The following is a 17,861-nucleotide window of genomic DNA, read 5'->3' on the forward strand; positions in this document are numbered from 1 at the left end:
CCCTCCCCTTGCCTGCGGCAAAGGGAGGGAGCAACCGCTTAGCCTCCCCAGCCCTCCGCTCCGCCTGCGGCGTAAGGACTGCAAAGGCAGGGAGCAAAGCAGCGTCGCTGCCGCTCGGTCAGCCGCGCAGCAGGAAGAACGGCAGCAATACCAATGCCGCGGCCGCCACCATGCCCAGCAGTACCGCGACCACAAAGCCTGGCCGCTGCCGCAGCATCGAAGCAAAGGTCTCGGCACTGCCATCACGCAATGCCGCCTGACGTTCATCGCGAACCCGCTGCCCGCGTTCAGCCTGATAGGTCGCCATCAAGGCCTTCGCGCGGGGTTGGTCGTCGTTGTCGCGCAGCCAGATGCCGCCACTGGAAATACCCCAGGGGCTGGCTTCGGTGCGGTACCAGGCGATGCCATTGCGGTCGAGCAGCTGCCCGACCTCGAAGCTTTCGTCGTCGCCGACATTACGTAGATTGAGCAGCAGTTTGGCCATGCCGCCATGATACCCGGCGACGATGCGCTACCCTGCACGCCCATTTCAACGGAGCGCGCCATGCGTCGCCTGTTCATTCCGCTGCTGCTGTCCCTGCTGGCCGCCGGCTGCACCCCGCCTGGCCCGCCGCCGGGCGGCACGATTGCCAAATTCGAACACATCGATACCCAGCCCGGCACCGGCGCCGAAGCCGTGCCAGGCAGCAAGGTCACAGTGCATTACAGCGGCTGGATCTACGACGAGCGCAGCGCCGACAAGCACGGCGAGAAGTTCGACAGCTCGGTGGATCGCGGCGAACCGTTCAGCTTCAACCTTGGCGACAAGCAGGTCATCCGCGGCTGGGACGAAGGTGTGGCTGGCATGAAGGTTGGCGGCAAGCGCACGCTGATGATTCCCGCCGAATACGGCTATGGCAATCGCGGCGTCGGCCCGATCCCGGCCGGCTCCTCGTTGGTCTTCGATGTAGAACTGCTCGATGTCAAAGCTCGCTGATAAAACCGTTGCCGTCATCGGCGGCGGCCCGGCCGGCCTGTTTGCCGCCGAGCGCCTGCGCGCAAGCGGGCTGAAGGTCAACCTGTACGAGGCCAAGGGCTCGCCCGGGCGCAAGTTCCTGATCGCCGGCAAAGGTGGGCTCAACCTCACCCATTCCGATCCGCGGCCGCTGTTCGACAGCCGCTACCGGGAGCGCCAGAGCGAGATCGCCAGCTGGCTGGACGGCTTTGATGCCGACGCCCTGCGTCGCTGGGCGGCCGGTCTGGGCGTGGAAACCTATGTCGGCAGTTCCGGCCGGGTATTCCCGGTGGACCGCAAGGCCGCACCGCTGCTGCGCGGCTGGGTACGCCGTTTGAAAGAACAAGGTGTGCGCTTCCACGTGCAGCATCGCTGGCTTGGCTGGAGCGAAGACGGCAGCCTGCGCATGGCCACCGCCGATGGCGAAATCAGCGTGCACGCCGATGCCACGGTGCTGGCCGTGGGCGGCGGCAGCTGGCCGGAACTGGGCTCCGATGGCAGCTGGATGCCGGTACTGCAGCAACGCGGCGTTGATACCGCGCCACTGCAGCCAGCCAACTGCGGCTTCGATATCGATTGGAGCGCGCACTTCCGCGACCGCCATGCCGGCGCGCCGCTGAAGCCGGTGATTGCGCATTGGACCAACCTGCAGGGACAAGCACAGTCGCTGCAAGGCGAATGCGTGGTCAGCCAGTACGGCATTGAAGGCAGCCTGATCTATGCGCTGGCCGCCGACCTGCGCGAGACCCTGAATCGCGACGGTGCGGTGACACTGGAGCTGGATCTGGTGCCCGGCCGCGATGAAGCGCGCCTGCTTGCCGACCTGGGCCGCGCCCGCAAGGGCCGCAGCTTCGGCGAGCACCTGCGCCGCGCCGCCGGTCTGGACGCAGCCAAGGCCGGTCTGCTGTTTGAAGTACTGGGCAAGGATGCCGGCAACGACCTTGCAGCGGTGGCACGTACGCTCAAGCGCCTGCCGCTGTCGCTGTTGCGCCCGCGCCCCATGGCCGAAACCATCAGCACCGCTGGCGGTGTTCGCTTGGAAGCGCTGGACGATGGCCTGATGCTCAAGGCGCAGCCGGGCGTGTTCTGCGCCGGCGAAATGCTGGACTGGGAAGCCCCCACCGGTGGCTACCTGCTGACCGCCTGCTATGCCAGCGGCCAGCGCGCCGCCGAAGGCGTGGAGCGCTGGATCCTGTAGTGCCGACCCATGGTCGTACGCCGCTCCATGTAGGAGCGGCGTAAGCCGCGACACTGGCAATCAATCAGATTGCGGACAAGCCGGCACTTCGTTGCTCCCGGCTTCGCGGCTTACGCCGCTCCTACAAAAACCTGATCAGCACATCTTGCTGGTGCGCAGCGCCGCGATACGCGCCGGCGGCGTGAACGAATCACTGCGTGCTTCGGCCCAGTATTCGCGGAACACGGTGTGCTCAGGCACCTTCTTCAACAGCTCGCCCGGTGCCAGGTAACGATACAGGCTGGCCAGCGAGCGGATCTCCACCGGCGATACACGACGCAGGATGTGCTCCGGCCCCAGTTCGGACGTATCGTGCAGGCCGGCTGCGCCAAGCAGGTCGCGCAGCGCGCGCATGGTGTTCTGGTGGTAATTGAACACGCGCTGGCCCTTGTCGACCGGCTCGAGATGGCGCCAGCGGCTCGGGTCCTGGGTGGCGATGCCGGTCGGGCATTTGTCGTTGTGGCAGCTCAGCGACTGGATGCAGCCCAGCGCGAACATATAGCCGCGCCCGGCATTGCACCAGTCAGCGCCCAGGGCGATGGTGCGGGCGATATCAAACGCCGTGGTCACCTTGCCGGCCGCGCCCAGGCGGATGCGGTCACGCAACCCAAGCCCAACCAGCGTGTTATGCACCAGGATCAGCGCTTCATTCATCGGCACGCCAACGTGATCGATGAACTCGGCGGGCGCGGCACCGGTGCCGCCTTCGGCGCCGTCGACCACGATGTAGTCCGGCATCATCCCGGTTTCCAGCATCGCCTTGGCGATGCCGAACCATTCCCACGGATGGCCGATGGCCAGCTTGAAGCCGACCGGCTTGCCGCCGGACAGCTCACGCAGGCGTGCAACGAACTGCAGCAGTTCAATCGGCGTGGAGAAGGCCGAATGCTTGGACGGCGAGACGCAATCCACGCCCATCGGCACGCCACGGGTTGCGGAGATTTCGGCGCTGACCTTGGCCGCCGGCAATACACCGCCGTGGCCGGGCTTGGCACCCTGCGAGAGCTTGATCTCGATCATCTTGACCTGATCGGAACTGGCGTTCTCGACGAAGCGCTCTTCACTGAAACGGCCGTTGTCATCGCGGCAACCGAAATAACCCGAGCCGATTTCCCAGACCAGATCGCCGCCGTTTTCGCGGTGATAAGGCGAAATCGAGCCTTCACCGGTGTCGTGGCAGAAACCACCCAGCTTTGCTCCCTTGTTCAGCGCGCGGATCGCATTGGCCGACAAGGAACCAAAGCTCATCGCCGAAATATTGAACACGCTGGCCGAATAGGGCTTTGCGCATTCGGCACCAATCACCACGCGGAAATCGTGGTGCGCAATGGTGGTGGGTGCCAGCGAATGATTGATCCATTCGTAGTCCACCGCGTAGGCACTGCGCAGCGTGCCGAACGGCACCACGTCCATCTCGTTGCGCGAACGCTGGTAGATCAGCTGGCGCTGCTGGCGCGAGAACGGCACGTCTTCCAGATCGCTCTGCACGAAATACTGGCGGATCTCCGGGCCGATCGATTCGAAGCCGTAACGGAAGTGCGCCAGTACCGGGTAGTTGCGCCGCAGCACGCTGCGCCGCTGCAGCACGTCCCAGGTGCCGAGCAAGGCCATCAGTCCAAACAGGCCCACCCCCCAATACCAAGCAGGCCAATGGGTAGCCAGCGCCAGCGATACTGGCAACAGGATCAGCGCCAGCACATAAACCAGATAACGATGCATTACCGTCCTCGACCTACACGGATGGCGGATTCTACAACCGGTCGTCCACTACTTGCCTCGGCCAGGCCGATTTCACGTCGTAGACCACCATGTCCGGCACACCCAAGGCACGGATCTGCGCGGCGTCGAAGGCACGGAACTGCTGATGCGCCACCGCCAGCACCACCGCATCGTAGATCCCCTGCTGCGGTGCCTTCACAAGTTCCACACCACCCATGTCATGCGCATTGCGCGGGTCGGCCCAGGGGTCATAGGCATCTACATGCGCGCCGGCGGCGGCCAGCATCTGCACCAGGTCCAGGCCACGGCTGTTGCGCAGGTCCGGGCAGTCCTCCTTGAAGGTCACGCCCAGCACCAGCACGTGCGCGTTCTGCAGTGGTTTGTTTTTATCCTCAAGCAGGCCACGCACGCGGGTGACCACATGCGCCACCACCCGGTTGTTGACCTGCCGTGCGGTGTGGATCAGATCCGGGTGGTAACCCACGCTTTCGGATTTGTGCAGCAGGTAGTACGGATCCACGCCAATGCAGTGGCCGCCCACCATGCCGGGCCGGAACGGCAGGAAATTCCACTTGGTACCCGCAGCTTCCAGCACATCCAAGGTATCGATGCCGAGTTTGTCGAAGATCAGCGCCAGCTCGTTGACCAAGGCGATGTTCACGTCGCGCTGGATGTTCTCCACCACCTTGGCAGCCTCGGCCACACGCAGCGATGACGCCGGCCAGGTACCGGCGGTAATGATGCGCCGATACAGGCCATCCACCAGCGCCGCCGCCTCGGGGGTGGAGCCGGAGGTGATCTTCTTGATATCCGGAAGGCGCCGCTGGCGGTCGCCCGGATTGATCCGCTCCGGGCTGTAGCCGCAGTAGAAATCCTGGTTGAAACGCAGCCCCGAACCCTGCTCCAGCAACGGCACGCAGACCTCTTCGGTAGTGCCCGGATAGACGGTGGATTCGTAGATCACCAGGTCACCGCGCTTGAGCACGCTGGCAATCAACGCCGTCGCGCTGCGCAGCGGTGCCAGATCCGGTTGCTCATAGGCATCGATCGGGGTCGGCACGGTCACGATGAAAACATTGCGCGCGGCCAGTTCGGCCGCAGCCGAGGTATAGCGCGCATGCACTGCCGCGCTCAGCTCGGCATCATCCAGTTCCAGCGTATGGTCGTGCCCGACCTGGAGTTCGGCGACGCGGGCGGTATCGATGTCATAACCCAGGGTATCGAGCGTCTTGCCGAACTCAACGGCCAATGGCAGGCCAACATAGCCCAGCCCGATGATGGCGATCTGCGGCGCAGCCGCGGCGGTGATCTCGGCGCTCATGCCATCCCTTGAGGTTGCAAACTGGTGCCCGGAGCCGGAATCGAACCGGCAAGGCCTTGCGGCCGGCGGATTTTAAGTCACACAGGCTACCCTAACTGATTGATTCAATTGGGACGCAAGTCGACTAAACAGGGTCATTTTCCCACATCGACTGCACAAAAGCTGCACAGGAAAATTACCGCGGCACCCTCGCCTCGCGGGCCGGCCGAGTGCCGCGGATCAGTGCCTGCAGAGTCGCGACGTCAACCCTATGGAACCCCTCTTCGGGAGCCAACCAAGAGTAGCCCGGAAGCTTTGATGAAGAGGGACTTCCCCAAGAGTCAGGACGACAAACCCACCTACGGGGGGGGGTCTTTGTCTCAGGTAGCTTTGGCAAACAGTGAATCCAGGAGCTCACCCGGTGAACGAATCACACAACTCGCCGAGAAAGAGCCTATGGTGATGGGATAGAAGCGCACCTAGTGCTTCGGGCCACCCCGATGAGCTATGAAGACGTAAAAACAGATCTCGATGATCTCGCTATTGAGATGGCCACCTCAAATCACGCTTGGACCAAAAGTAGACGGCTAGAAAAACTGAGAGCCTTAGCCATTCTAACGAGGCGCGCTCTGAAGGAAGCCACAGGCACATCCAACGAGCAGGAGCGCCGAAATAGCATTGAGGCAGTACTGGATAGAATCAAGAGTATGTTGGCCGCCACAGAGCAGCTTGAAGCCTTGCAGGAAAGCTACCGGAACTGAGCCTCGGATTGTCCGTAGCTCAGCTCAATTGGCAAAATTTTTCCCATAGAACGGGTACCGCTCTTGCCCAGCACCTGAAGGATCTGGGATGCAGCGAAGCTAACGCCGTGCGCCCACTTCGTCGCGCCACTTCGGGACACTCAACTCAGCCGGCGATTCAGCCATGCGCGCGCGAATCGCAACTCGCGATCGACGGTGGGACTTGAAACTCCGAGCACCGATGCAATCTCGTCCCGGCTCATCCCTCCAAAGTAAGTCAATTCAATAACACTGGCGGCGCGCGGTTCAATCTCCACCAATTGGTTTAGCGCTTGATGCAGCGCAAGCACGTCGTAACCTATCGCGCTTTCATCTACCACATTGTCCGCATGCGAAATTGTTACATTCTCTGCATAACCGCCGCGCTTTATGGCTGAGTTAAAGCGCAAACGATCCACCAAAACCGAGCGCATCTTCAGAGCTGCGACAGATATGAAGTGCACTCGATCGCTATAGCTGATTTCACTCCCCATTAGTCGCATCAACGACTCGTTCACCAGCGCAGAAGGCTCGAGTGTGCCGCCACTGTGGTTGGACAAGCGGTTACGCGCAATCAGCATGAGGTCCGAATAAATGGCCTCGAACAAAAGGTCGCGCGCATCTATGTCACCTTGCTGCCAACGATGCAAAAAATGCGTGATCGGGTTCAAACTAATCCCATGCTTTGTGCGCGGGCGCAGATATTACATGTGTTAGCCGCACCTTAGTAATACCTAGGGTGCCCACCCTCCGCTTGATCGCCCCACTTCTAGATGCAGAGCCGGGTGTCATCGACCTCGTGGCCACGTGGCTAGTGCACTTGGAGTACACCCCGAGGGCAGCTTTCATGGGTTCGTTTAGAGGCCAGCGGCGGGCCCACGAGGCAAAGGCCCAAAAGGCCCAAGCGGCCCGTGATTGGTCCGCCGCCATTGGGCGAACCATGAAGGGATAGTCGGGCCTTAGGCCGCAATCTTGTGCTCGTAGAACAAATGCTGGGTGTTGCCGAACGTTGCGGGCACCAACTTATTATCGTCCGCCTAAGCGCCCAGTCTAAGCCCCCATTGCGAAAGTGCTAACCACGCGTTTCAATGATGCCGCTCCACAGGCTCGCACCAACACCCCATATCGCACATCCATTAGGATAACGCCCGAATGCGAACCCTCAAGCTCACAATTTACCTTGGCATCGCCTTGACCAGCACTTCAGTCTTTGCAGAGACACCGCCTGACGTATCAGACCTCGTCGATGCCCGAGGTGCGGGAGGTGAGACGCAGCTTCTCTCCCGTGGTTACGAAGTGCGCGATTCAAACACGGTGGGCGATCAACGCTTCACCTTCTGGTGGAAAGCCAAGACGTTACAGTGCATCTCCGTTTCCACAGTGGATGGGCGATACGCTTCGATTCAGTCGGTCCCAGCGGCTAACTGTGGTGGGCAGTCGGAAAGCGATTCCCAATCGTCAGGGACGGCTACCCGTGATGGCCAATCGCTAGTACTTGTTTGTTACGGCGCAGGAACTCGGCCAACAGTTAAGAGCGATCCGACCTACTCGTGGGACAAGGATGATCACAAGTGGAAGTCTAGTGAGACCGTCCACAGCAGTACGGAAGGCTTCAACGGAGACGTACAGATCGAGCTGTACGGTGACCATGGCCGGATTCACTTGAGCCAGGGCTTGGTTCCCCCGATCAATTCGGGCGGTGACCATGGCTGGTGGGAGCTGGATAACCTCGTGGTCGGACCAGGCGTGATCACTGCCGGGTATCGCCTCAACGGCATGAATAAGCCAAGGATTCATGTGGACCGTCGCACCGGCCAGATCACCATCCAAGGCGCATCAAACTTTGCCGGTCAATGCGACATTGGGAATTTTGCGGGCGGCCAACGCCGATTCTGATGCCTGACTGCTTTTCGCAGCAACGAACTTAGGGGCCCCTCTTTTGGAGGGGCTTTTACATTGGCGAGTGTTGCGACGACTATCCCCGCCGTATGCGCTACGCGGCCGGTTCGCTGCAATTTCCCCGCATCTTCTTAATTTTTACTGGTATCCAATGACCGTTCAGGCAGCAATCTTGTGCTCGTAGAACGGATGCCGCTTGTCGTCGAAGATCGCGTTCAGCGCCTGCTGGATGCGGGACCCGGGTTGCGCCGACCTCACCTGGGCGCCCTGACCTCAGCCGCCGGCCGCTTGCTGATCAGGGCCTGCAGCACTGCCTTCTCCCGCGATCGACGGCGAGGCTTCACCGGCCGGCTGGGCAGGTCCTTGCCGCGAGCCACGATCCAGCGCTCAACCCACATCTTGCCCTGGCGGTAGGAGCCGGCCTTGAACCAGAAGGACCGGCCTTGCCAGTTGAGCGTACCAGCCACCCTCCCCGTCTCCAGCTTCAAGACCGCCACAGTCCCGTAGTTGAAGCACAGGTAGCAGGTGTCGGGGTTGTCGATCCAGTGGTATGGGGTTGGGAGCATGGCCCAGCATGGGGCCGGCCTGTCTCAGCGGCGGGGACGAGGAGTCCGCTAGGCAAGAGCTAAACAGTGCAGTCGACTTGTCACACTTTGAATGAGCTTCCGGCTCCAAATTCCGACTTGAACAGGTACCCATAGTAGTGCGCAACGAAACTACCAATAAGCAGGTGAACCCCTCCGCCAAGGATCGTGCATGCGATCAGGAGAGCCCCCACAGTAGTCAGCGCAGATCCTATTTCAGCTAAGGCTAATCGTCCAAAATATTTCCCGTCGCTATTGCTCGCGCCGCCTCCAAGAAGCCGGCCGAGCAGGCGGACAAGCGCCCACGTCATCAGGCAGCTGACAATAAATATCGCAACCTGGGCGGCACTGAGGAAGGTCAGGATAGCTTCGACGGGAGAGGCCGAACTCCCCCGCCAAAAGAACCGGGTAAAAAAGGCAACAAACGCCCAAACTAAGACGACAATTACGCTTCCCCACAGCACATCATCCGCAGGGGAATGGGCTGTTTTTTGATCGGTTTCCCTCGGCATGACCAAGCTTCCTTTCGGCTAACTACCTGCTAACTGGACCAAGTGCTTCTATTTCAGGCCGCGATCTTGTGCTCGTAGAACGGATGCCGCTTGTCGTCGAAGACGTCGTACAGCGCCTGTAGGTTGCCAGGGTCCGGGTTTAGCCAAGCATCGAGGTGCTCGGGCTTGATGTTGATGATCGTCCGGTCGTGGCCGGCGGCGGCCACCTCCGGCTCGGGTTCGTCAGTGATCGCCGCAAAGCTGAGCAAGTCGGGTTCCTTCCCCTTCGGGTCGGTCCAGTGCGACCACAAGCACGCCACCAGCATCAGCTCGCCGTTGCGCGGGGTGAACTGGACCACACGGTTCTTCCCGTCCTCGCCCTCCACGTTCTCGTAGAAGGTGTCAACCAATAGCAGTCCGTGGGTGTGCCCAAACTCGCCCTTCCAGAAGCCCTCCAGGTTGTCCCGGCGGGCGTTGTAGGTGCCCGGGTACCTCTCATCGTAGGTGGCAGGCTTGCCAGCCGGCCGGCACTGGTAGCGCATTGGCTTCACCACCAATTTGCCGCCCTCACTGACCAGCACCGGACAGTAGTAGCCCGGGAACATGCGGGAATCTCGGGCCTCTAGGTTCGCCCGCTTCAGATCGGCAATCCTTCGCTTGATCTGCTCGATCTTGTTGCCGGCGATCCGCTGCTCGTTCGCCGCGGTCTTCGTGGGCTTGGTGGCCAGCTTCTGCTCGGCGGTGGCCAGGCGCTCGCTCTGCTTGGTCAGCTTCGTCTCAAGCTGTGCGACTTCCTCGTTGTCCCATTCCCGAATCTCGGCGGCAATGGCGGCCACGCTCGAGTCCCCGGGCCGGAGGAACGATAGGTCCAGCGCCCTGGGCGTCTTCGGCCGGCGGGTCTTGTTGTTGTCACGCAGCCACAGCTGGGTGAAGACCTCCAGATCCACGACGGCCCCGAACTCACGGACGAACTTCTTGTAGTCGGCTTCGATCTGAGCTGAATAGCACATGCATCACCTCCGTTTGACCAGAGCATAACGCCCACCGGGCATAGGATTTGTCCATGAACGCCATCACCCGAGAAGAGCTGGACGACCAACTCCACGGCCTACGCGTCAGGGCGGCTCGAATCGCCCGGGACTACGCGCCCAAGGACCAAGTCGATGCCGTCGCCGGCGAGGCCGAGGTCATCGAACAGCTGGTCGACCCTAAGGACCTGACCTACTTCCACAACCGGGTCGAGGAGATCATCTGGGAGTGCGGCATGCTGGAACGAGGGCCGGAGCATGAGTGAGCAGCTATCGGACTACGAACTGGCGTTCAATGAGATCCGGCACGCCCTCCAGGAGCATGGCGAGTCCGAGAGCTTTTGGGAGGCCTGCGACGAAGTCGAAGAACGGCTGATCGACCAGTACCCGGAAGACGAGACGGCGATCATTGAGCTGGTGGCCACATGGCTCGTGAAGCTTGGCGTGCATTCAGAGGGCAGCCTGCAGGGGATGGTTTAGCCCTACAGGACCGCCCCAGCATCCACTGGGCCGCTGATGGGCGCCGCAGCCAGCGAAACCCGAATGCTGACACTGGACAGCAGAACGTCTGCCCAAGGTCGGGTAACCGGCTCACCCAGCACAGCCAACAGGCAGTCCCGCGAGATCACCTCCGGCGTCTCCGCATCCACCACGGACACCGGCGCGACATGGGACAACTGGGTAACGACCGGCCTGCCTTCGGCATCCAACACGGGCGCGCCCACCGCATCGATCGCGCGAGCCTTGGCCCGGAAGGCAACACCAGTGGCCACTCGCTCACAGCTGCAACTGGTGGCGACCAGAGCGCCGGTGTCCAGCTCAACTACAAGTTCGCCGGTCAACGCCGGCACGTCCGTTCTCTTGATGTAGGTCATACCGGCTGCTGCTCCGCTACTGGGCTCTTAGTTCCACCGCCACCACCGCCACCGCCGATGCCGCCACCACCCGTGTTCGGCGGCGCGCCAACGGCCGGAAAATTGATATCCATCGAGGTGATGGCAATGCGACCGTCGCCAGCGAGGGAGGTGATGTAATCATCCGTGACCCCTAGATCCACTGACCCACCGCGCAGCTGCGGGTCGTCATAGAACAGATAGACGGTCTTCTTCGTCGAGGGTGTACCTGCAACAGAGGCGCTGCTTGCACCATAGTTGACCGACGCCCCGCCCATCACCAAGGTGCCTGCACTGACACTCACAGTGGCGATGCTATCCGTAGCGCTGTAGGTCACCGAGGTGTCCACATTCCACACGCTTGCCCGGTTGGCCACCGCGTTCACGGGGAGCGCAAGGGCACCTTCGCGCAAGGTTGTCCCGACTGTGTGTTGGAACGTGGCCGGCCCAGACATGCGACCGGTGTGGTCGATATTGCGAATTTCCACGTCATAGGTAATGCCGCGGCGAACAGAACGCAGTTCGATGTTTCGGCCCGCAGGGATACGCTCAACAGCCCAGTCGGTTCCTTCCGCGCCCGCAATCCTGTAACGCAGTTCTTGCGCGATGATGGTCATACGGCCCTCAACTCCCTGTGCACCTCGGAGTAGCGGCCCATACCGATGCGCACAACGGGCGCCACGATTCCCGCATCGTCAGGGTCGTCAACGGTGGAATCACTGAGAACACCCAGCACTACCGGAACCGGCACTTCGGCATATGTCGTCCCAGTAATCTCGCTGATTATCCCCGTCGGCGGATCTGCCCAGAACGGAGCAACACGGGCGTCGTACCGCACGGCGCTGAACTCAGTGACTTGTCCACCGTCGGTGTAGCGCACACCAGTGACCAGCAGCTTCTCCGTGACGCTCTCTGCCTCGCCGATTACGCAGCCGTCACCAGGCAGGATGCCAGCCGGCAGCGCTTCCAGCCAGAAGGTATCCGCCTCTCCGCCCGAACCAACGATGCTGGCAATAACCGCGCTGCCATCCTGGCGCCGCAGCTGGGCGCTATAGCGTTTGCCGGCCTGTGTGGCCACCATCTGATCGAGCACTAACGTGGGGCGCCCTGAAGCCGCACCAATGCTAACCACCCTGCCCCAGCCCGCCCCCCATTCCACCAGGTCGTGGGCGACGTCGATCACATCGCCCCGAGTTGTGCCCAGGCCGGCCACGTCGCTGGTGAAGCCGTAGCTCTCAGAACGAAACTTGCCCTGCGCAAGGTGAAAGCGGCCAACGCGCCAGGCATGGATAGCGTCCTGCGCAAACCGAAGCTGCATGGTCTCGAACTCGGTTGGTTCGGGCAGGGCTGATGGATTGCCCCGCGCATCTACCCCGCGATAGCTGTAGCCATCATCGAGCACGATGATCTCATCGTCCTGGTAGTCGGCAGCCGGATTCTTGAACTGGACCCGCAGAGCCTGTGGCAAGCGTACAAAGGGGCGCGACATGGTGAAGCTGTCGATCTCCAGTGGCGTGAACGTCATGCTGGGTAATGTTTCACCCGAATCGAAGACGATGCTGTACTTGCCGTCCCGCCGGCCAAGCGAACCCAAGGAGCACGACAATAGATCTTCGATCAGCTCAGCTGCCGTGGTTGCCGCATCGACCACGCCGCGCGCCTCGAAGCTATTGATCGTGCAGAACTCAGCATAGTCGGCAAACGTGTCCAGATGGATTCGGGTTCCCGGTACGTGCTTGCTCAATGCCGGACATGCGGTCAGCAGCCAGTACCCCACCCAAGCAGGATTGAGGTTCACTGCTGGAGCTGCCCATGTATCGCTGGCACGGTCATACACGCGTACCTTCTGCCGAACAACCAGTGACAGGCTCTGCAGGGTGCCATTGAGCTGATCGGTCGCCTTGATGCGCATTGCCAGTTTGTTGGTGCCGGTTGTGCTGGGCAGGCCTGGCTTGATGGAACGCAGGGTGGACCAGGTAAAGTCAGTGATGTAAGTGTTTTTGGAACTTCCCTTCGGGGTTTCGACCCGCGACACCATCACCTCATACTGACCTGCAGGCACATCCCAGGCGATACCGCAGGCGAAGGCTTCAGCCTTCTCCATGCGAACCTCGAACCGCCCGTCGCCCATGGGGGTCAAGTACGAAAGCCGAGGACTAGCAGGCGTGATCCACGCTCCGGTGCTGCCGGCCAACCGGTACTGAAAGCGCCAACGCACTCTCATGTCGAACTTTCCACCCTTTGTGCTTACACCGTACAGTCCAGCCGGGGCGACAAGGTCCAGTGCCACGCGCGTGATGCCGGGCGCCGTGGTACGCGTCACAGCGTCGCCATCTGCCATTGAGGCACCGACAACAACTTCTGCCACATCGTTGGTATAGAGCGTCGGGGTGCGCGTGATCTCGTACTGCACTTCCTGGTACTGGCTGATCGGGTTGTCACCGATGCGGATATCGGCAACCTCGATGTCGCCATGACCCAGATCGAACAGACAGTACTGATAGCTGCTCTCGCCGACAGCCTCGCTGTAGGGGTATGCAGCATGGGGAGGAAAGAACCTGGACTCACCAATGACGAACGGGATGACGCCGCCGGGATTGATCTGGTTCGACGTGCCGGTGAGGGCGTTCCATCTCGCAGTGGTCGCATTATCGCCAGCAGGGGATGGCGGCTTCGTCAGGGCGGCAATGGCAAGTGAGCCAAGCATCATGACTCCCACGCCAAGCAACTGACTTCCAAAGTAGAGACCCACTTGAGGGGCAAAAAAGGTCAGCGCAACCATGGCCACGATCGCAACCAACTGTCGTGCGCTACCCCCATGCAGGCCACGGCGAGTGACATGAATCGCAGTGCCAGCCTTCGGACGGAGCCTGTGCCAGTACGCAGCGGGAACCTCATGCCCCCCCACTCGGACCAGCAACTCGCTGTCGGCAACCTCCCCGCCGCTACACGCCTGCACAAGCATTGCACGCAACGACTGTCCACCATCCACGTGGACCACGCCCACATCCTGCGAGAACTCATGGGGCCGCAGCATCAGGCTATGGGTCATTTCTCACCTTTGAAGCGATAGAAGCCCTCGATCCGGCTGGACCATAGGGGCGATGAAAGGAACTCGATACGACTGCGGGAACCTTCCTCGACATGGAGGAAGCGGCCGCGGCCGATGCAGACGCCCACGTGGTCGGGTGCCCCGCCGGTTTGAAAGACAACGACTGCCAGCGCCCCGGGCCTCGCCACCCTTTCCCAGTCCGATGCCCGCTCGGGTTTGACCACCGCCGGTAGCGGCACACCGTGCGCCGCCAGGACGCGTGCGGCGAACACACGGCAGAAGTGCCGGCCCTCATAGGGGACGCCAACGAATGGTTCAAGGTTCACTGGTACAGCCCCTGCGAGTTGGTCGGGCCATAGCTCTGTGCTGGCACACGCTGGTTAAGGAAGTCTTCCTCATGGCCGAGCTGCAGGGTTACCTGCATCACGTCGGCCTCGGCACTGAGTACCGAGAACTCACACGGCCCCAGGATCGGCTTGTCCGGCTCGCTGGCCGTGACCAGTTCAAGCGTCGCAACGGGAACGCCAGTGGCGTCTCGAAGAAGGCGCGTCACATCCCGCTCCACGTTGTCGATGCGCACCGAAACGTTCCCGCCCCGCTCGTCACTGTCATCCGGAAAGGCTGGCTCGAACGGATAGGGCTGGTACACACCATCTGCCTTTGCCAGCGGCTCGGTGTTGTTGACGATCCGAAAGGTGTCACCGGCAATGATTTTCAAGCAAGGCAAGAACACCTCTGCCGTGTCCTGGGCAAGGATGGCCCTCGCCTGCGCTGGCGTCAGCTCCCTGGCCATCAGCTCGCCACCGTGTCGACCAGGTTGCTGCTGACGCTGGTATTGGTGTTTCCGGAGTTGGTCAGCCCGCCCGCCGTCGTCACATTGTTCCCGCGTACCAGAAAGCGATCTGCATTGGTGAGCCGCAGGGTGTCAGTCAGGTTGTTCGAAATCACGCCCCGGACCGTGCCGCCTGCTGCCGCGGCGGTAACGTTGACGCCCGCATTGTTGGCCCCTGCGGAGGCGTTGACGCCGCGCAAGGTGTTTGCATCGATCGTCACCCACGATGAACCGTAGGTATAGATTCCAGAACCACGAACGTTTTGGACCACGTTGCCGATGAACTTGACGTGCTGGCAGTAGTCGGCGGTAAGAGCATGCGTGGCAGTGCGAGTGCCGGTTGCAGTGAGGTCCCTGACCGTGTTGTTCGCAACCAAGATCCGCTGAAAGTATGCCGAGCCGTCCGCCTGTCCAAGGAACCGCACAGCCCGGCAGTCGTTGTACGCGTAGCCACTGTTGCCGTGGTTGCTGAACAGGTTGCCCTCGATGATGTAGTCGCTCATCACCATCGCATCAAAGGCCCAGGCGATGATGCCCAGCGCGCCGCCAGTGAACCGGCAGCCACGCACCGTCACGTTGCTCCAGTTCTCCAGGCGGATGCCTGCATAGAACGGGGAGAACATCTGGCAGCCCTCCACAAGAATTGCCGTGTGGACCACACCGGCGGCGTGTGAGTGCGAACCAATGGCGGTGCCAGTGCCATCAAACACGCAGTTCACGACGCGGATGTTCAGGCAGGCGGTGTTGTCATAGGGACCTTCCCATGGGTAGCCGCCTGCATAGCTGTAGTCCAGCTGGATTGACTCGTTCCCCTGGAGGTTCTGGCCGTTGCCGCCGATGAACCGGCAGTTGTCCACCGTCACGTGCCGGCTTGAGTTGATCTCGATCTGGTGGAAAGTCGGGGTTTCCGTGAACTCACAGTCCCGGATCGTGACGTAGCTGGCGTGCGCAAACGCCAGGCTGGTCGAACTGACCGCAGCATAGTTGGGGAAGTTGGCATCGAACTTCAGGCCGGTGATGCTGACCTTCTGCGTGGAATACCATTCAACGGCCCCGGTCTGGCGGTTGCGCAACATATTGTCGATATCGGCACCGCGCAGCAACGTGGCGCCGTTGCCCAGGATCACGGTATCCGCGTGAAAGAACAACGCAGCCGTCTGCCGGTAGATCCGCCCCTGCGTCAGAACCAGCGTGCCGCCGGCGGCGCGGTCCAGCGCCTTCTGCATCGCCACGGTATCGTCGGTGATGCCATCGCCCTTGGCGCCAAACTGCTCCGGCGAAACCGTCCGACGATAGAAGGCCAAGAGCGTTTCCTGGACGGCGCCCGGATCGTCGAGGATCACCCCGACAACCGCGGCGCCCGTACCGACCGCAACGCCCCAAGCGTTGTGGATCATGATCCGCGAGTGGTCCGCCATCAGGATGCGGTCGCCAGCCATAGCGATGACCGACGCCGCCGACGCCGCCATGCTCAGGACGTGTACCGTTACTTCGCCTGCATGCTGTCGCAGCAAGTTGTAGATGCCCAGTCCCTCAAAATAGTCGCCGCCCGGCGAGTTGATGTTCACCGTGACGGCTCGCGGCCCGATGGAACGCAACGCAGCGGCAATGATCCGCGACGTTACTCCAGTGCCGTCAAACGACTGGCCAATCCTGCCGTAAATGGAAATGGAAGTTGCAGGATCGCTAGCGGCCGCTTGCATTTCAGGCTGCCAAGCTTCGATTGCATCTTCGCGAATATCGAACTGCATACCGGCCAAGCCAGCATCAGCGCGGATTTCAGGCAGCTTCCGGAGGCTCATCGATCTTTCCTTTCTGGGTCATCGGGTTGCGCAGCTCATTGGTGCCGGGCTGGTCGGATTCGGGGTAATCGAGGAGATCGCGCACTTCATTCTGGCTGTGCCACGGCGCGTGACCGCCAGCACCAAGTGCCTTGGCGAAGAAGTCCGCCTGATCTTTAAGCGTGCCGCGCATCAGAGCGCGCTCGTTGAACTTCGGCTGGTACTTCTCCAACTCGCCGTCCGACAGAAGCGAGCGGGCCGCGGCCTGCTCCCAGTTCGTGAAGTGCTCCAGCATCGTGTACTGCAGGAAGAAGATTCCAAGCTGCTCGATGCCTGAGCCCCAACTGGTGTCGTCCATCATCAGGAGCGGACGCGGCACGCCGAACAGCCTGGCCACTTCCTCCACCTGGGCATTGCGGTTTTCGATGTGCTGAGCTTCCTGCGCGGTGCTGCCGAAGACGTTGGCCTTTCCACCCTCTTCCAGAAGCATGAATCGTCGAGCACTGTTTTCGCCAGAGAAGCCAGTGTCCAGCGACTCACGCATACGGTCGTAAGCTTGCTCGCTCAGCGCGGTAGGCACCTCGATGGCACCACCAGCCATGTTGCCCGTCTCGAAGATGCGGCTTGCTGCTTTTTCAGCATCCAGCGCCAAACGAATCGCCCGGTCTGCCAATTTCATGCGGGAAAGGCTGGTGATTCCATCTACCGACAGATCACGCAGGTGGAACACGTCCTCCTGCTGCAGCTCGACTTCGCCGCGCTTCTTCGTGCTGTAGTGGTAGACCATCCTCCAGTCATCGCCCAGCTCTGCGCGCATGGCGCCGCTGTCCAGCGGAATCAGATGGATGGGCCTGCCGGCGGACCAGACGATGCGCGCGTAAGCATCACCGTGGCGTAGCTGCGACAGCATCATCTGCCGCTTGAACTCCAGCGGTGTCTGCCACCCGTTGGGTTTTATCTTCAGCAGCCGATGCGCCGGATGCTCCTTCGCAACACGCTTCTCGGCGCCTGCTTCAATCAGGTTGATCGGCAGCATGCCAACGGTGCCGCATATCAGCGACACGCAGCGAAGCACCGCCATGTTGCGCAACTGGTAACCGCCGGAGCCACCGGAACCACCGCCACGGATGAACTCCAGCAGCCGTGGATCATCCATCCCACTGAACTGCTGCCTGTCAGCGCTGGCTTGCGGTGACGGGCTCCCCGCCTCGCCTCCCCAGATCCGGTCCAGCGATTTGATTGAGTCCTCGTTGAACCTGGACATGGGTTTCC

Annotated in this window: 20 protein-coding genes; 6 read left to right on the forward strand and 14 right to left on the reverse strand. The window is 61.5% G+C overall.

The genetic code is table 11. The annotated features are described in order from the left end of the window. Positions 1-118: 118 nt before the first annotated feature. Positions 119-484 carry a DUF6164 family protein gene (locus tag ABB27_RS02375; RefSeq protein WP_057626634.1) on the reverse strand — a complete coding sequence of 122 codons (366 nt, stop codon included), beginning with the start codon at positions 482-484 and terminating at the stop codon, positions 119-121. 60 nt (positions 485-544) lie between these two features. Between ABB27_RS02375 and ABB27_RS02380 the strand changes: the two genes are divergently transcribed. Together ABB27_RS02380 and ABB27_RS02385 are read left to right on the forward strand one after the other, a co-directional pair. Further along, complete coding sequence (locus tag ABB27_RS02380; protein WP_057626635.1) at positions 545-976, forward strand: FKBP-type peptidyl-prolyl cis-trans isomerase; 432 nt, start codon at positions 545-547, stop codon at positions 974-976. Further along, positions 960-2,192: a TIGR03862 family flavoprotein gene (locus tag ABB27_RS02385; protein ID WP_057626636.1), complete on the forward strand. Its 1,233-nt coding sequence runs from the start codon at positions 960-962 to the stop codon at positions 2,190-2,192. The genes ABB27_RS02380 and ABB27_RS02385 overlap by 17 nt, the downstream gene beginning before the upstream one ends. Before the next feature lie 135 nt (positions 2,193-2,327). Here the strand turns inward: ABB27_RS02385 and ABB27_RS02390 are convergent, their stop codons facing one another. Both ABB27_RS02390 and ABB27_RS02395 read right to left on the reverse strand, forming a co-directional pair. Then, the gene (locus ABB27_RS02390) at positions 2,328-3,950 is read right to left on the reverse strand and encodes an FMN-binding glutamate synthase family protein (RefSeq protein ID WP_057626637.1); all 1,623 of its coding nucleotides are present in this window, start codon (positions 3,948-3,950) and stop codon (positions 2,328-2,330) included. A gap of 31 nt (positions 3,951-3,981) precedes the next feature. Beyond that, positions 3,982-5,271, reverse strand: coding sequence for a nucleotide sugar dehydrogenase (locus ABB27_RS02395; RefSeq protein WP_057626638.1), 1,290 nt, complete (start codon positions 5,269-5,271; stop codon positions 3,982-3,984). 479 nt (positions 5,272-5,750) lie between these two features. On the opposite strand from ABB27_RS02395, the gene ABB27_RS19565 reads away from it, so the two are divergent. After that, positions 5,751-6,011, forward strand: coding sequence for a hypothetical protein (locus ABB27_RS19565; RefSeq protein WP_152984401.1), 261 nt, complete (start codon positions 5,751-5,753; stop codon positions 6,009-6,011). Positions 6,012-6,151: 140 nt separating this feature from the next. Here ABB27_RS19565 and ABB27_RS02400 read toward each other — a convergent pair whose 3' ends face one another. Continuing rightward, a complete protein-coding gene (locus ABB27_RS02400; RefSeq protein WP_161809598.1) occupies positions 6,152-6,700 on the reverse strand; it encodes an ECF-type sigma factor in 549 nt (182 codons plus the stop codon). Positions 6,701-7,181: 481 nt separating this feature from the next. Here ABB27_RS02400 and ABB27_RS02405 point away from each other — a divergent pair, with 481 nt between their 5' ends. Further along, positions 7,182-7,925, forward strand: a complete 744-nt coding sequence (locus tag ABB27_RS02405; protein WP_057626640.1) for a hypothetical protein — start codon at positions 7,182-7,184, stop codon at positions 7,923-7,925. Between the two features lie 257 nt (positions 7,926-8,182). On the opposite strand, the gene ABB27_RS02410 is transcribed toward ABB27_RS02405, so the two are convergent. From ABB27_RS02410 to ABB27_RS02420, 3 genes are all read right to left on the reverse strand, one after another. Continuing rightward, positions 8,183-8,494: a hypothetical protein gene (locus tag ABB27_RS02410; RefSeq protein ID WP_057626641.1), complete on the reverse strand. Its 312-nt coding sequence runs from the start codon at positions 8,492-8,494 to the stop codon at positions 8,183-8,185. An 80-nt stretch (positions 8,495-8,574) separates the two neighbouring features. After that, a complete protein-coding gene (locus ABB27_RS02415) occupies positions 8,575-9,024 on the reverse strand; it encodes a hypothetical protein (RefSeq protein WP_057626642.1) in 450 nt (149 codons plus the stop codon). Positions 9,025-9,077: 53 nt separating this feature from the next. After that, positions 9,078-10,013 (reverse strand): SOS response-associated peptidase family protein, encoded by a 936-nt coding sequence (locus ABB27_RS02420; protein WP_057626643.1) that lies wholly within the window; start codon positions 10,011-10,013, stop codon positions 9,078-9,080. Positions 10,014-10,066: 53 nt separating this feature from the next. Here ABB27_RS02420 and ABB27_RS02425 point away from each other — a divergent pair, with 53 nt between their 5' ends. Continuing rightward, on the forward strand, positions 10,067-10,297 hold the full coding sequence (locus ABB27_RS02425; RefSeq protein WP_057626644.1) for a hypothetical protein: 231 nt from the start codon (positions 10,067-10,069) through the stop codon (positions 10,295-10,297). Then, a complete protein-coding gene (locus ABB27_RS02430; RefSeq protein ID WP_057626645.1) occupies positions 10,290-10,511 on the forward strand; it encodes a hypothetical protein in 222 nt (73 codons plus the stop codon). The genes ABB27_RS02425 and ABB27_RS02430 overlap by 8 nt, the downstream gene beginning before the upstream one ends. A 2-nt stretch (positions 10,512-10,513) precedes the next feature. Here the strand turns inward: ABB27_RS02430 and ABB27_RS02435 are convergent, their stop codons facing one another. From ABB27_RS02435 to ABB27_RS02465, 7 genes are read right to left on the reverse strand one after another with little or no spacing between them, the layout of a single operon-like run. Next, positions 10,514-10,906: a hypothetical protein gene (locus tag ABB27_RS02435; protein WP_057626646.1), complete on the reverse strand. Its 393-nt coding sequence runs from the start codon at positions 10,904-10,906 to the stop codon at positions 10,514-10,516. Continuing rightward, the gene (locus ABB27_RS02440; RefSeq protein WP_057626647.1) at positions 10,903-11,541 is read right to left on the reverse strand and encodes a hypothetical protein; all 639 of its coding nucleotides are present in this window, start codon (positions 11,539-11,541) and stop codon (positions 10,903-10,905) included. Before ABB27_RS02440 ends, ABB27_RS02435 begins: the two co-directional genes overlap by 4 nt. Then, positions 11,538-13,976 (reverse strand): TipJ family phage tail tip protein, encoded by a 2,439-nt coding sequence (gpJ, locus tag ABB27_RS02445; RefSeq protein WP_057626648.1) that lies wholly within the window; start codon positions 13,974-13,976, stop codon positions 11,538-11,540. The genes ABB27_RS02440 and gpJ overlap by 4 nt, the downstream gene beginning before the upstream one ends. Beyond that, positions 13,973-14,302: an NlpC/P60 family protein gene (locus ABB27_RS02450; protein WP_152984402.1), complete on the reverse strand. Its 330-nt coding sequence runs from the start codon at positions 14,300-14,302 to the stop codon at positions 13,973-13,975. Before ABB27_RS02450 ends, gpJ begins: the two co-directional genes overlap by 4 nt. Further along, positions 14,299-14,769 carry a DUF1833 family protein gene (locus ABB27_RS02455; protein ID WP_057626650.1) on the reverse strand — a complete coding sequence of 157 codons (471 nt, stop codon included), beginning with the start codon at positions 14,767-14,769 and terminating at the stop codon, positions 14,299-14,301. Before ABB27_RS02455 ends, ABB27_RS02450 begins: the two co-directional genes overlap by 4 nt. Further along, positions 14,769-16,610, reverse strand: coding sequence for a head maturation protease, ClpP-related (locus ABB27_RS02460; protein ID WP_057626651.1), 1,842 nt, complete (start codon positions 16,608-16,610; stop codon positions 14,769-14,771). Before ABB27_RS02460 ends, ABB27_RS02455 begins: the two co-directional genes overlap by 1 nt. Next, complete coding sequence (locus tag ABB27_RS02465; RefSeq protein WP_057626652.1) at positions 16,588-17,853, reverse strand: phage portal protein; 1,266 nt, start codon at positions 17,851-17,853, stop codon at positions 16,588-16,590. The genes ABB27_RS02460 and ABB27_RS02465 overlap by 23 nt, the downstream gene beginning before the upstream one ends. Positions 17,854-17,861 lie beyond the last annotated feature (8 nt).

Origin of the sequence: Stenotrophomonas terrae (genome assembly GCF_001431465.1) — a bacterium.
GTDB classification, from domain to species: domain Bacteria; phylum Pseudomonadota; class Gammaproteobacteria; order Xanthomonadales; family Xanthomonadaceae; genus Stenotrophomonas; species Stenotrophomonas terrae.